Raw genomic sequence first — 14295 nt, forward strand, 5'->3', positions numbered from 1 at the left:
ATTCCCCCTATTTTTTTGCAAAATAAAAGAGACCCTCACCTAATAAAAGGCAAAGGTCTCGCTAAGTCGGAATTTTAGTTTTGCAAAAATCCAGCTATCATAACCGATGGCAAAAGCCATGTATTGACGACTATGAAATAGGTTTCCCTATAGCTACTCCCCCTTGACATAAAGTCAAAAGTTATTAAGTTCGGGTTCTTTTGTTTGATTATACCATAGTTGGTCAAAAAGTAAATATTATTACCCGATTTTTATATGATAATCGCTATTTTTCTTATTCTTTTCATAAAATGCTGTCATGGATGGAATCGAGGCTAGGAAATCAGCACAGTGTATGCCGCTTCCTTGCAGTAGCTCCTCTGCAACTGTCGTATCGAATATGGCATCCCACATCATATAACCCAGTGTTTCCGCCTCAACGCCTAGTCTACGCTGTAAGCGGATTGAGGCAAGGCCTCTTTCTGCAAGAAGCCGCGGCAATCTTCCCTTAGGCTTTTTGCCTGTCAATTCAACGACCATTGCGCAGTAAATCTCTTCAATCGGGTGCGGTGTAGGATCCGTTAAATGAACCGTTTTACCAGTAGCTCCTATGTGATTAGATAAATACACTGAAGCCTCGATTATATAATCAATCGGCACAACATTTATGCATGCCTGCGTTTTCCCCACGTAAGGAATAATTGGCATCCATCGCAATTTATCGATCATATTCATAAAGAAATATGGCCCGTCAAACTTAATTGTCTCCCCAGTTTTCGAGTGGCCTCGTACAATTCCAGGTCGGATAATAGTCACGGCTGCATCCTTCTTCAGTTCTTCCACAAGTAGTTCCGCTTCAAATTTGGTTTCTTCATAATGATTTTTAAAAGAAGTCGGACGAATCAGCTCAGTTTCAAGCAACTTACCCTCTCGTTTTCCTGCAACATACGCTGTACTAAAATACACGAACCGCTCAATAGAAGAATGAGTCCGGACAAATTCAATCACTTGTCTCGTCCCCTCAACATTTACCTCCCGAGCAATTTCAGCTTTTACCGCGAGATCATATATGGCGGCGAGATGCCACACAGTTAACTTTTCCTCGTGCAAATCTTTAATCGTCTGCTGCGCCATCCCAAGTCCTGGTTGCGTAATATCCCCGACCAGAATTTCAAACGGAAAAGTAACATTCATTTCTCTCATAATAGATGTAGCTTTTTCCTTTGCGAGACCAGCTTGGCTAGATTGAACGACTACGTAAACCTTCCTCACTTCTCCAACACGTACCAATTCTTTTATCAATTGCGTAGCTATAAATCCAGGAAAGCCGGTAAAAAAATGAGTTCTCATATAATACCCCCTTATATTGTAGTATAACATTTGAATTATCCTATTAGTAGAATATTCTGTATAGTACCAAACTAATTTCACGGCAATAGTTATGACTACTTACTTTGTGATAAGACATTAGATGCCCTATGTACTTTTGGAACGCTTTGGACTGAGCGACTACTATACAATTAGCGAGATTGCTTGCTGCGTAGAGGTTCGACTTTGTCGCGCCCCTACGCAGCTTTTTCGTTAATCGTATGGTGGCCGTTCGTCCGCCACTCTCCAAAGATACAGGTGCACTAAGTGCTGAAGCCTTTGGAAACGAGTAAATAATCACTTTCCTATCCATCAAGGGGCAGCCAAAGATGCAATTTTGGCTGCTTACTCCTTCTTTATAGCATTTCCTTTTCAAATGTAAGTCAGTGTCACTTTCTATATAGTTTCACTCTGTTACTTGTATGATCTTTGCTTTATTAAAAGCGGTGAAGTGCCCGAAATTTCATCTTCGGGCACTTGCAACCTCTCTAGAAAGGTAGTTATTCTTTCATTTTCCAAAGCAATTGTGTTTTTCACTTGAACATTGTAGGTACGCGGCGGACAGATAGTCACAACAAGACAACCGAAAAGGATGTGGCTGGACTGCTCACCATATATTGGACAAATACACATCTGAATAGACTCATCGAAGGGGGTCCTAGCGAATTCAACGGGATTCTTTATCTCAACATATTAACAACTTTTATTATCAACAGTAGAAAAAAGAACCTCCCAATAAAGGGAGGCTCTACGGTTATTTACTTTCGACTGCACGTTTTCTCGTTTGTCGATCAAATAAGCTATAAATGATTGGTACAATATACAACGTGAACAAGGTCGAACTAAGTAATCCACCGATAACTGCAATTCCCATCGGCTGATTCATCTCGGTTCCTTCACCAATACCCAGCGCAAGAGGTAATAAGCCAAGAATAGTCGTCAGTGCAGTCATTAGGATCGGACGTAAACGATCCCTGGCCGAGGCAATAATAGCATCATATGAGCTGAGTCCCGCTTCTTTTCGTTGATTAATATAATCAACCAGGACAATCCCGTTGTTGACCACGATACCAACGAGGACGAGAATCCCGATTATTGCTGTGACACTGATTGGCGTACTTGTCAGGAAGAGGCCTAGCCCTACTCCAATGATCATAAGTGGCACAGAGAACATAATGACAAATGGGTATTTAAATGATTCGAACTGTGCCGCCATGACAATGTAGACAAGTACAACGGCTAGTAGTATCGCCATGACCATATCATCAATCGCACTTTCGAATAACTCTCTGTCACCGCCAAATGTTAGGTCAATTTCTTCCGGCAACTTAAGCCTGTCAATTGTATCATTCACTTTAGCCGTCATATCACCAAGTGATTGAGACGATTCATACTTCATAGTAAATGTTACCGAGTGTGCTTGATCGACTCGTTGGATAGAAACGGGTCCTTCCGCAATTTCGATTTTAGCAACTTCCCCAAGTCTCACAAATGTACCTGTTGGAGTACGGAGTTCCAATTTTTTCAACTGGTCCATACTGTTACGGAACTTCTTATCGTATTTCACATAGACACCGAACACTTCGTCGTTTTTTCCGATAATCTGCGTGGCTAATGAACCACGAGTCACACTGTTTACTGTTTGTGCAATTTGATAAGGCGCCAGTCCATTGTTAGATGCTTTTTGGCGGTCCACTTCAATTTGGATTTCTTGAACAGTATTTTGAAGATTATTTGTCACTTCCGTTACGGAATCAAGTTCGACCAGTTCATTGTTCAAGTTTGTAACTGCTTCGTTCAGACGTTCTTCGTCTGTATCCTTCAATGAGAATGTCAACGTATTCGGACTTGAACCCGCTGCTGTCTGCATCACGAAGCCTATTTTGGCAGCGTCACCTACAGTTTTCAATACTTTGGGTTGCACATCATCTACGAATTTAAAGATCGAGCGTTCCCTTTCCGCAAGCGGTACAAGTTTGACGGATATTTCTGCAATATTAGCTTTAGATGTACCTTGCGCGATATCCTGTTGCGTTCCACCAACAAGACTAACGTATACTTCCACATCATGCTCATCTTTCAATTGCGCTTCAATTCGTTTTACTACTTCATCTGTCGCATCTGAAGATGAACCGTTTGGTAACTTCACTGTAATGCTGACAAATCCCTCATCAGTCGCTGGCAAGAATTCGGTTCCGACCTTAGTTAAAGCAAAACTACTTAACACCAGCACAATTAGTGTAGTTAACAGGACAACAGAACGATGTTTCAGTGCCCACTTCACCGATCTTTCAAAGTTATTCAATCCTTTTGAGCGGCGTCTCCTAGCTGCTATATTTTTCGTCGGTTTCTTTAGCATACGGCTCGCCATCATGGGTACAACCGTCAATGCAACAACGAGTGATGCGAATAAACTAAAGGAAATTGTCAAGGCAAATTCCGTGAAAATCTGCCCGATTAATCCGCTGATGAAAATAACTGGGACAAAAACGGCAAGCGTTGTTAACGTTGACGCAATAATGGCACCGCCAATTTCCTTCGAACCTTCAGAGGCTGCAATTTGCGGATCCTTCCCCATAGCAAGATGTCGTTCAATATTTTCAATGACGACAATCGAGTTATCAACTAGCATCCCTATACCAAGCGCAAGCGCACCAAGAGTCATAATATTAAGCGAGAAATCAGCAAAATACATGAGAACAAATGTCACAATGACCGAATATGGAATGGCAATACCAATAATAATTGGACTTTTTATGCCACGCAGGAAGAAGAACAATACAAGCATTGCGAAAATACCGCCTAAAATAAGCGACTGTCCAATATTTCCTATGGCGAGTTTTACATAATCCCCTTGGTCAAATAAAATATCTGACTCGACACCTTTGAATTCTTCTTTTTCCAACAGATTGTCAAGAGCCTCTTTGAAGGCGGTCGACACATCCGCTGTATTTGCACCAGATTCTTGCAACACGGACATCAGAACAGCCTGCTGGTCATTTGCACGCGTTTCTGTGGCAGACTCTGCTTCGACAAGTGCAACATCCGCCACATCTGCAATTGTTACTGTAGCGCCATTTAACGGATTCGCACCAATCGCGATACTCCGAATGTCGGATATGGTCGTTAATGTACTGACAATACGGGTTGTGAGTTGCTTGCCATCCACCGTTTTAATTGGTTCACCAGGCATAGACACATTGTTTGCTTGAATCATCTTGACGATATCGGCTTGTTCAAGGCCATTCGCTACGAGTTTGTTCTGATCCATAATGATTTGTACTTCTTCTATCAATTGACCCGAAACGGAAACACTTGCTACGCCTTTCGTCCGACGTAATTCAGTTTCTAGCTGATCCGCAATTTTCCGGATATCTGTATCATCCGCAGTTGCACGCAGTGACAATTGAATAACCGGGAACTGGGACGGATCAAATTTCATAAAACGTGGTTTTGTGGCACCTTCTGGGACTGGAATTTGATCTACCCTTTGCATAATATCGAGCTGGACATCATCGATTTTCGTTGACCAGTCAAACATAAGTAAGATGAAATTGGCGCCCTCCTGCGAGGTGGATTGCATTGATTTCAATCCAGGCGCAGTCGAAAGACTCGCTTCGAGTGGTTTTGTTATTTTCTCGCTCACTTCTGCCGGAGATGCACCTGGATAACTTGTCACAACGACAGCAATCGGCGGGTTCAATTCTGGTATTAGCGTCACTGGAATACGAAAGAATGATACCGCCCCTAAAATGATGATAAGAAACATAATAACAATCGTAAATACGGGCCTTTTTATAGAAAAATCACTAATTTTCATGGACACGTTCCTTTCTTTATTGGAAAAGCGGAAGGCGCCGCCTAGCCCCGACAGGCATAAGTGATAAAGGAAGTCAGTCTAAGAACGCGACGTCCTGTCGCAACAAGGGGTATGTAGTTCAATCCCTCCCCGCTGCGTAACTCACATCCTGTAAGCCTAAGAGTGGTTGGCGCCTGGAGTCTAGACAACGACCAAAGTAGAAAAAATCGGTATTTTCTTATCTTTTAAAAAAGCTTCACTCCATTAATCATAATGAAACATGGTGTCGACTTCAAACGGGAGCGCCTAAAGCTTTGGTAACGGACTTAATTAATATCCTTCAACTGTTCGTAAATGATAAGAAAACCCGACAGGACGGATAGACCGTCTTGCCGGGTTTTTAAATTATAATTGGCTATATAATTCGATTTCCGGATACTTATCATGGAACCAACGCATTGCAAAATCGTTTTCAAATAAGAATACACGTTTGTCGTGGCGATCTTTTACAAGCATTGCTCGTTGCCCTGCCATCGATTCTTTGACGTCACCTTCGTTGACAATCCAGCGCGCAACTTTCGAACCGACGTGCTCCATGCGCACTTCGACGTTATACTCATTCTTCATTCGGTGCTCGAACACTTCAAATTGAAGTTGACCAACTGCACCTAAAAGTACTTCCTCAGTATGGAGCGTCCGGTAATATTGAATTGCTCCCTCTTGCACAAGCTGAAGAATTCCTTTATGGAAATGTTTAGACTTCATAACGTTTTTCGCTGTTACCCGAACAAAGAGTTCCGGTGTAAACTGTGGTAACGCATCGAATAGGAAGTTTGATTTACCACCGATTACTGTATCCCCGATTTGGTAGTTACCTGTATCGTGAAGTCCAATAATATCACCAGCTACCGCTTCCTCCACTATTTCACGATCATCCGCAAGGAACTGCGTTGTCTGTGTCAGTTTGAATGTCCTGGAAATACGCGGAACCGTTACAGTCATTCCACGTTCGAATGCACCTGAAACAATACGAACGAATGCGATTCTATCACGGTGCATCGGATTCATATTCGCTTGAATTTTGAAGATAAAACCTGAAAACTCTTCCGAATACGGATCGATTTCTGTTTTATCTTTTGTTATTCGTGGTTGTGGTGGTGGTGAAAACTGTAAAAACGTTTCCAAAAATGTCTGCACACCAAAGTTTGTCAATGCACTGCCGAAAAATACAGGTGTCAGTTCACCTATTGCTATTTTCTCTTCATCAAAATCATTGCCTGCTTCGTTAAGAAGTAGAACGTCTTCAAGTGCTTGCTTATAATATGATGTTTCCATCATTGGATGTGGTTCTGCAAGCCCTCCGTCTTCATTGATCGCAAGAAAACGTTTGTCATCGTCGACCCGTACCTGTTCAACACGGTTGTTAAAACGATCGTAAATACCAAGGAACTCTTTACCCATTCCAATTGGCCAGTTCATCGCGTAAGACTGGATACCAAGCACTTCTTCCAATTCTTCCATCAGTTCAAGCGGTTCTTTCCCTTGACGGTCCATTTTATTAATGAACGTGAAGATTGGGATCCCACGCATACGGCATACTTTGAATAATTTAATCGTCTGTGGCTCGATTCCTTTTGCTGAATCGACCATCATGACAGCCGCATCGACGGCCATAAGTGTACGATATGTGTCTTCACTGAAATCTTCGTGTCCCGGTGTATCCAAGATGTTAACGCGCTTACCATCGTAATCGAATTGCATGACGGATGATGTTACCGAAATTCCACGTTGCTTCTCAATTTCCATCCAGTCAGAAGTTGCGAATTTCCCTGATTTCTTACCTTTTACTGTTCCGGCATCGCGGATTGCACCACCGAAATAGAGTAGTTTTTCTGTGATTGTCGTTTTCCCGGCATCCGGGTGAGAAATAATTGCAAACGTCCGGCGGGATGCAATTTCTTCATGTATTGGTTTGTCCATTGTATATTGTCTCCTTCTGCTCTGCTTTCCTTAGCATAGACACATTGGAGGATGATTTCAACAATTTTTTATCGGAATTAGTGAAGCACAGGTAAAACTGAACGTCAGATTCCCAAAACTCTTCAACAACAGCAAAACCACGATGTCATCCATTCCACAAAAAAAGAGCTATCCCAAAATCAGGACAACTCTCTCTACTCATTTTCCAACTAATCCTGTACCAAATTTCTTCTCTGCCTCTACCAGCGCAATCTCCGCGTCTGAGTGTGGGTATTTCGTAGAGCCGATAATTTGATAATCCTCATGCCCTTTACCAGCGAAAATGATAATGTCATCACGCTCTGCAACCGCTATCGCATGGCGCACTGCTTCCGGTCGGTCACCAATACATGCATACTGATTATGCTTCATACCCGCTTCCAACTCTGCAAGTATCGATTCATACGGCTCGTCCCGCGGATCGTCCGTCGTTAAGATTACATAATCTGCTACGGATGCTTTATCTGCCATAATCGGACGTTTTATCCGATCACGGTTGCCACCCGTACCAATGACGAATATTAGACGACTTCCTTCCTTCTTATAAGGAAGAACTGCATCAATCGCTTTTTCAATAGCATCAGGTGAATGCGCATAATCGACATACATTGTAATCGGCAATTCTGTCGGTACTTGTTCCATACGCCCTTTGACGGCAGAAATCTTCCCTAGATAGTTAATAACATCTTCAGTCATCATTCCTTTGGCATACAAAGTAGCGATGACCGCGAGCGCATTATAGACACTGAATTCACCAATGAGGCTCATGTCAACTCGGAATTCACCATCGGGCGCAGTAAGCCTGAATGTCGTACCATTTGCCCGTAGCTCAATATCCGATCCACGAAAAACGGCTTCATTTTGGATACCGTATGTCAAAACTGGATAAGAAGTCATTTCCAGTAGCTTGTTGCTCCATTCATCGTCTGCATTGACAACGGCAAATTTACGCTTTTCCAAGTCTTGTCCTAGCTGAGAAAACAACAATCCTTTCGCCTGACCATAATTGTCCATTGTCCCATGATAATCGAGATGATCATGCGTTAGATTTGTAAAAACAGCGATATCAAATTCCGTACCAGCCAAACGACCTTCCACTAGACCATGTGACGATACTTCCATCGTCATTGTTGTACATCCTTCTTCCACCGCACGGGCAATCATCCCTTGTGTCGTCAGTACATCAGCCGTCGTGTTCTCAGTCTCATAAAGGGTTCCATCTAAATCGAAACCGATTGTTCCAGTAACGGCAGATTTCTCACCCGCCCGCTGAAGAATCGCTTGGATGATGCCACTGACACTCGTCTTGCCGTTCGTACCCGTTACCCCAATCATTGTCATCCGCTTCGATGGATAATCGTAAAAACGGGATGCCAACAAGCTGATAGCCCGTGACGTATTTTCGACCATAACAACCGCGACTTTATCCAAATCGACATCGACTTGCTTCGAAGCAACAATCACCCTTGCTCCATTGTCCACGGCTTTCCCAACGTAATTATGGCCATCTACCGTAAATCCTTCGATACAGACGAAAATTCCTCCTGCATTGACCGCGCGCGAATCAATCGCGATATCCGTCACAGTCGGCGGAACCACTCCTGCTACCCGTTTGACAGGTAACATTGAAAGTAACTTTTCCGTTTCCATTAAACCCCTCCGTTCAGTCCATCATTGCTGAAGTTACATATGCGTGAAGCAGTTGTGCTGATGCTTTTAGCGAATCAATATGTGTCCGTTCCAATGCATGTGATGATTCGATGCCTGGACCAAATAATGCATGTTTCACGTCAAAGCCCGCTCGAATTGCAGCAGATGCGTCTGAACCGTAAAACGGGTAAATATCAAGTTTGAACGGAATGTACCCTTCTTTGCAAAGGCCCGTCAAATGTTGTGTCAACGCATAATGATATGGCCCGCTTGAATCTTTCGCACAAATCGACACTGTATATTCGTCCGAAGTTTGCCCGTCACCAATCGCTCCCATATCGACTGCGATATACTCAACAGTCTCAACTGGAATATTAGAGTTACCACCATAACCGATTTCTTCATTGTTTGAAATATAGAAATGCGTCGTATGCGGAAGTTTGACTCCTTCTTCTTTCAATGAACGAATCAGTTCAAGCAACAGCGCAGTACTCGCTTTATCATCAAGATGACGTGACTTAATGAAACCGCTGTCCGTCGCTTCAAAACGAGGATCAAATGATACAAAATCGCCCACTTCAATACCTAGTGCACGTGTTCCAGCTGCATCAGTTACTTTCTCGTCAATACGCACTTCGATATTTTCCACGCTTCGTTCTGCAGTCCCTGCGTTTTTATAAACATGAACTGTAGTCTGATGCATAAGAATTGTTCCTCGGACTTCTTTCCCTGACGCCGTATGAATGAGGCAGTATTCTCCTTCAACCGCGTTCCAATTGAAACCACCAATCATTGTCAACTTCAGGCGACCATTGCTTTTCACTTCTTTCACCATCGCCCCAAGTGTATCGGTATGCGCTGTAAGCAGACGATGTCGCGTTGAATCCACTCCTTCAATCGTTGCAATGATTGCCCCTTTGTTTGTTTTCTTATGTGTTACCCCAATTTCGTCAAGTTCCTTTGCTATTAACTTCATCACTTTTTCCGTATAACCTGACGGACTTGGTGTTTCTACAAGCCTTTTTAGCAGTTTAACAATACGTTTTTCATCAAATGTTGTAGTCATTTCTATTTCCCCTCTCTCTCGCGTCGAAATATGTAATTCAATCCCAATGTCGAATCATGTATGATAAGTATAAAGTAATGTTGTGAGGTGCCCAATGAAAGATTCGACAATCGTCCATTCACGCAATATGTTTATTATACTTTTTTTTGCCTCTAGCGTCACCGTACATATTTTCACGTCACTTCTTTTAGATTTTCATAGCGCAATGATTTCAGGCCTTATCGGATTGTTCATCGTTACTGTACTGTTTGTCCTTTATAAATCGGGGATGAATTCTCTTACTTTTCGAATTCCCCTAATAATTGGGTACTTTTTATATATACTTATTTCAAACTTAGTAAATCCTGATTTAGTACACTTATTTTATCTTATCTTCCCTATCGCCTTAGTGGCAATCTACAATATCACTTGGTTAAACATACTGATTATGGCCATCACGGGTATAGAAGTGTTTGTTTTATTTTACTTATTCAGTCCAATTTATAAATCAGTGGATGAAACTCAATTACTCCCCAATATAGCTTTCATTTTCAGCTTGGCGGTGTTCCTTTGCGTACTGTACACTTTCAGAATCACACCGGAATGGAACAATATCTTCAAGGAAAACAAGAAGTTGGATGTTTTACTTACATCCAGAGAAAGCTATCTCGATCTCTTTTTTGAACATACGGAAGACGCAATTGTTGTGTTCGACTTAGATCAGAACATTGTCGCAATGAATCCCGCATTTGAAAAAACATACGGCTGGAAGCGCGAGGAATGCATGGGACGTTCGCCACGACTCTTCCCTTTGTCCGAGGATGCAACGATTGCAGAGAGGACAAAAAAATTATTGAACGGGGAAAGTTATCATTTTCTGCTAACCAAAGAGATGAGGAAAGATGGTACCGTGTTTGATGCTGAACTGACATTAGCCCCTATCTACGATTCTGAAAAAAAGTTAGTCGCCACGTCATTCATTGCACGCGACATTACACTTAAGCTACAAGCTGAACAACTAAAAATCGATACAGAAAAACTAAAAGTAATCGGTGAGATTGCAGCAAGCGTCGCCCACGAAGTACGTAATCCTATGACATCCATTTCAGGATTCGTACAGATGATGAACAACGATCCCGCTAATCCATATCGCGCATACACCGAAATTATGTATACAGAAATAAACCGTATTGATTTGATAGTCAGCGAGTTTCTCGTCCTATCAAAACCGAATTTAAAAAAATTCACTGATTTCTACATTGAAAAGTCACTTCTAGATGTAGTATCGATATTCGAAACGGAATTTAGTAATCGGTCAATTTTTTGCGATGTTCAGATTCCTAAAAATAATGCAATCATTAGAGGTAATGAAGATGGTATGAAACAAGTCTTCATTAACTTATTTAAAAATTCGTGTGAAGCGCTTGTAAAAAACGGCATAATCACTATCGTTGTCAAATTCCAAGACGAAAGAGTTACTATCTTCATCCGCGATAACGGTCCCGGGATGAATACCGAAACAATTGATAATCTATTTGAACCATTTTACACGACTAAAGCAGAAGGTACCGGCCTTGGCATGCTAATTACAAAAAAAATCATCGTCGATCAAGGCGGAACTATAACCGTGACCAGCAAAATAAATCATGGAACCGAAACAACGATTATACTTCCACTAGTTTAAACGAAAAGAAAACCGCCACCCATTAACGGATGAGCGGTTTTACTATTTTTAATTTATTGCCGTATGGCGGAAATGCAAGTGTCATTGGAATGGACGTACTTTTTTTCATCATGGATTTTGCATGTGTGAACGTATCGAAACTTGCTTTTCCATGGTATGCACTCATACCTGATGAACCGACTCCGCCAAACGGTAAATTAACGTTACCAACATGCGCAATTGTATCGTTAATACATCCCCCGCCAAACTGCACGTTTTCAATGAAATAATCCGCGGCTTGCCCGTTTTCAGTAAACATATACGCCGCGAGCGGTTTTGGCAATTTACGAATACTTTGAATCGCTTCACCGAGATTCTCATACGTCATAACCGGTAGGATTGGACCGAATATCTCCTCTTCCATTGAAGCACTATTCCATGAAATAGTATCAAGCACTGTCGGTTCAATGAATAAATCTGAGCGGTCAGAACCACCACCACTTATCACATGTGCACAGTCTTTATTGATGATGTCAACTAGACGATTGAAATGTTTGTCACTGATAATTCTACCGTAGTCCGGACTTTTTGAAACATCTTTCCCGTAAAATTTACGGATTGCAGTAAGCATTTCTTTGACAAGTTTCTCTTTGACAGAATCATGAACAAGTATATAATCCGGCGCGACACATGTCTGTCCTGTATTAACAAATTTCCCCCAGACAATGCGTTCAGCTGCTTTTTTAATATTGGCAGACTGGTCTACAAGTGCAGGACTTTTCCCGCCAAGTTCAAGCGTAATTGGTGTCAGCCGTTCAGCTGCTGCCTTCATAATAACTTTCCCAACTGCTACACTGCCTGTGAAAAATATATAATCGAAGGAAGCGTGGATGAGTGCGGAAGTTTCTTCACGCTCCCCTTCTACGACTCGGATATAGTCTGGCGAGAATGTTTCTTTCACTATTTTTTTAATAATATGTGCCGTGTGGGCAGCTACCTCGGACGGTTTGACAATTGCGCAATTTCCACCTGCAATCGCTCCAACAAGCGGTTCCATCACAAGTTGAAACGGATAGTTAAATGGACCAATGATTAATACGGATCCGTATGGTTCACGAACAATGAAACTTTTCGCAGGTTGTAGATGAACAGGTGTCTTCACCGTCTCATCCTCCATCCAGCCTTCAAGATGCTTAATCATGTAAGAAATGCTTGAAAGGACGAAACCGATTTCCGTCACATAAGACTCGAAAGGACTTTTACGCAGATCTTTATGTAACGCTTCCGTAATTTCAGCTTCATTCGCAACAATTGCGTCTTTCAATGTCAAAAGCATTTCTTTACGGAATGCAAAACTCCTTGTTTGGCCTGAAAAATAATATGCGTGTTGGGAAGCAATCATCGATTCCACGTCTTGTGCAGTAAAGTTCAACTTATTCCCTCCATCCCTTTATACCTTCAATCATAGTTAGAATTGTTGCGGGATGCAAAAGTTAGCACTTTATTCCTTTATCAGGTCAAAAGGTGATCAATCAATTTTTGTATTTCAAGTCCTTCATCAAACGACACAAGTAGCGCAGTTTCACCGTTAGCTGCCGCAATGCACTCATCCGTAAGCGTTTTCACTGTATCGAAGGAAGTCAATATCTCAAAAGGACTGTCTTTTTGTGCCATGCTAAGTTCCGACCAATTGCGCAGTTTCAGAACACCTTCATCTCCATATACTGTATAGGACAGTTCTTCTTGTTGACCGATTCCCGAAACACCATTCAAGAAGACCGGAATGTCATCCGCGGTTTTTCCGATTGTAAGGACACTCGTTTCCGCAAGCGTTTCATCTTCAGGATAAACGGTTTGGTGGGAAGTAATCGCAAGTTGACCAAACATCCTGTACATAAGTTGAAGGTAATGCGGGAATACTTCTCGTGTAAAGCCGCCTTGTTTTCGCGAAGCGATCCACGGATTTTGTTGCCATAAACGTGGCCAATGCGGGAAATAAGTTTGTAGTTCAATTCGAATGATTTGACCAATTTCACCTTCATTAACAAGTTTCATCATATGACGAACGGACGAACTATACATGAGCGGAAAATGCATTGCCGTTTGAATTTTACTGTTCTCTGCAGCCGAAGCCATAACTAATCCATCTGTCACATCGTGTGCAAGTGGTTTTTCACAAAGCACATTCAAGCCTTTTGAAATCGCTGCCGTACTCAGCGCAGCATGCGATACGGGTGGAGTTCCAATATAGATCCAGTCAGGTTTCATCGCCAAAACCTCCTCATAAGAGGATGCCGCAAATAATCCGTATGTATCCGCCATTTCAGAAAGTCGTTCATCATTTTCATCAAACAAGGCAATAATTGTTGCAGATTCGTTATTGCGTAATTGATTGATGATTCGCTCGCCAACAATACCTGTACCAACGAGGGCAAATGTAGTTTTCTTCATAGAAATAACCCCTTTTCACGAATAATTGTATGAAAGGAAAAAGGATAGGTCTAACGATTCCTTTTCACCCTTTGACGTTTTGTATTATAGCATTGAAGGGAATAGAATGTTCAAATAACAAAGAATTTAAAGGAGGAAATGGACATGACAACAACTGATACTTGGTGGGAAACGATCTTTGAAGGAAATCTTTCATTGGGGATTAATAAAGAACGTCTTGTAGAACTTGAAGAAGAAAATTTCCTTTATTTTGATGAAGAGAAGCAACTACAGGTGCCTACACACTGATAATTATTGTAACTAACTTGTCAACGATACCAA

The 14295-nt window shown here is 41.9% G+C and carries 9 protein-coding genes; 2 read left to right on the top strand and 7 right to left on the bottom strand.

Translation table 11 applies throughout. From position 1 onward, the window contains the following. Positions 1-240: 240 nt before the first annotated feature. From ACGLYD_RS13450 to ACGLYD_RS13470, 5 genes are all read right to left on the bottom strand, one after another. On the bottom strand, positions 241-1329 hold the full coding sequence (locus ACGLYD_RS13450; protein ID WP_399628417.1) for an SDR family oxidoreductase: 1089 nt from the start codon (positions 1327-1329) through the stop codon (positions 241-243). A gap of 772 nt (positions 1330-2101) precedes the next feature. Beyond that, positions 2102-5167, bottom strand: a complete 3066-nt coding sequence (locus tag ACGLYD_RS13455; RefSeq protein ID WP_338655690.1) for an efflux RND transporter permease subunit — start codon at positions 5165-5167, stop codon at positions 2102-2104. 384 nt (positions 5168-5551) lie between these two features. Beyond that, positions 5552-7126: a peptide chain release factor 3 gene (locus ACGLYD_RS13460; protein WP_067211702.1), complete on the bottom strand. Its 1575-nt coding sequence runs from the start codon at positions 7124-7126 to the stop codon at positions 5552-5554. A gap of 198 nt (positions 7127-7324) precedes the next feature. Next, positions 7325-8815 carry a UDP-N-acetylmuramoyl-L-alanyl-D-glutamate--2,6-diaminopimelate ligase gene (locus ACGLYD_RS13465; RefSeq protein WP_340740473.1) on the bottom strand — a complete coding sequence of 497 codons (1491 nt, stop codon included), beginning with the start codon at positions 8813-8815 and terminating at the stop codon, positions 7325-7327. Between the two features lie 13 nt (positions 8816-8828). Next, positions 8829-9881, bottom strand: a complete 1053-nt coding sequence (locus ACGLYD_RS13470) for a M42 family metallopeptidase (protein ID WP_338655682.1) — start codon at positions 9879-9881, stop codon at positions 8829-8831. Positions 9882-9975: 94 nt separating this feature from the next. On the opposite strand from ACGLYD_RS13470, the gene ACGLYD_RS13475 reads away from it, so the two are divergent. Then, on the top strand, positions 9976-11544 hold the full coding sequence (locus ACGLYD_RS13475) for a nitrogen regulation protein NR(II) (RefSeq protein ID WP_067211709.1): 1569 nt from the start codon (positions 9976-9978) through the stop codon (positions 11542-11544). Positions 11545-11566: 22 nt separating this feature from the next. On the opposite strand, the gene ACGLYD_RS13480 is transcribed toward ACGLYD_RS13475, so the two are convergent. Next, complete coding sequence (locus ACGLYD_RS13480) at positions 11567-12955, bottom strand: aldehyde dehydrogenase (protein WP_340740475.1); 1389 nt, start codon at positions 12953-12955, stop codon at positions 11567-11569. 80 nt (positions 12956-13035) lie between these two features. After that, positions 13036-13974, bottom strand: coding sequence for a Gfo/Idh/MocA family protein (locus tag ACGLYD_RS13485; RefSeq protein ID WP_187045495.1), 939 nt, complete (start codon positions 13972-13974; stop codon positions 13036-13038). A 144-nt stretch (positions 13975-14118) separates the two neighbouring features. Between ACGLYD_RS13485 and ACGLYD_RS13490 the strand changes: the two genes are divergently transcribed. Next, complete coding sequence (locus tag ACGLYD_RS13490; RefSeq protein ID WP_187045496.1) at positions 14119-14262, top strand: hypothetical protein; 144 nt, start codon at positions 14119-14121, stop codon at positions 14260-14262. Positions 14263-14295: the final 33 nt, after the last annotated feature.

Origin of the sequence: Sporosarcina sp. SG10008 (assembly GCF_044569405.1) — a bacterium.
GTDB classification, from domain to species: domain Bacteria; phylum Bacillota; class Bacilli; order Bacillales_A; family Planococcaceae; genus Sporosarcina; species Sporosarcina psychrophila.

Bases quoted from the DNA above. Each gene is read 5' to 3' on its own strand.
- ACGLYD_RS13450 (WP_399628417.1), bottom strand. From the start codon at position 1,329: ATGAGAACTCATTTTTTTACCGGCTTTCCTGGATTTATAGCTACGCAA.
- ACGLYD_RS13455 (WP_338655690.1), bottom strand. From the start codon at position 5,167: ATGAAAATTAGTGATTTTTCTATAAAAAGGCCCGTATTTACGATTGTT.
- ACGLYD_RS13460 (WP_067211702.1), bottom strand. From the start codon at position 7,126: ATGGACAAACCAATACATGAAGAAATTGCATCCCGCCGGACGTTTGCA.
- ACGLYD_RS13465 (WP_340740473.1), bottom strand. From the start codon at position 8,815: ATGGAAACGGAAAAGTTACTTTCAATGTTACCTGTCAAACGGGTAGCA.
- ACGLYD_RS13470 (WP_338655682.1), bottom strand. From the start codon at position 9,881: ATGACTACAACATTTGATGAAAAACGTATTGTTAAACTGCTAAAAAGG.
- ACGLYD_RS13475 (WP_067211709.1), top strand. From the start codon at position 9,976: ATGAAAGATTCGACAATCGTCCATTCACGCAATATGTTTATTATACTT.
- ACGLYD_RS13485 (WP_187045495.1), bottom strand. From the start codon at position 13,974: ATGAAGAAAACTACATTTGCCCTCGTTGGTACAGGTATTGTTGGCGAG.
- ACGLYD_RS13490 (WP_187045496.1), top strand. From the start codon at position 14,119: ATGACAACAACTGATACTTGGTGGGAAACGATCTTTGAAGGAAATCTT.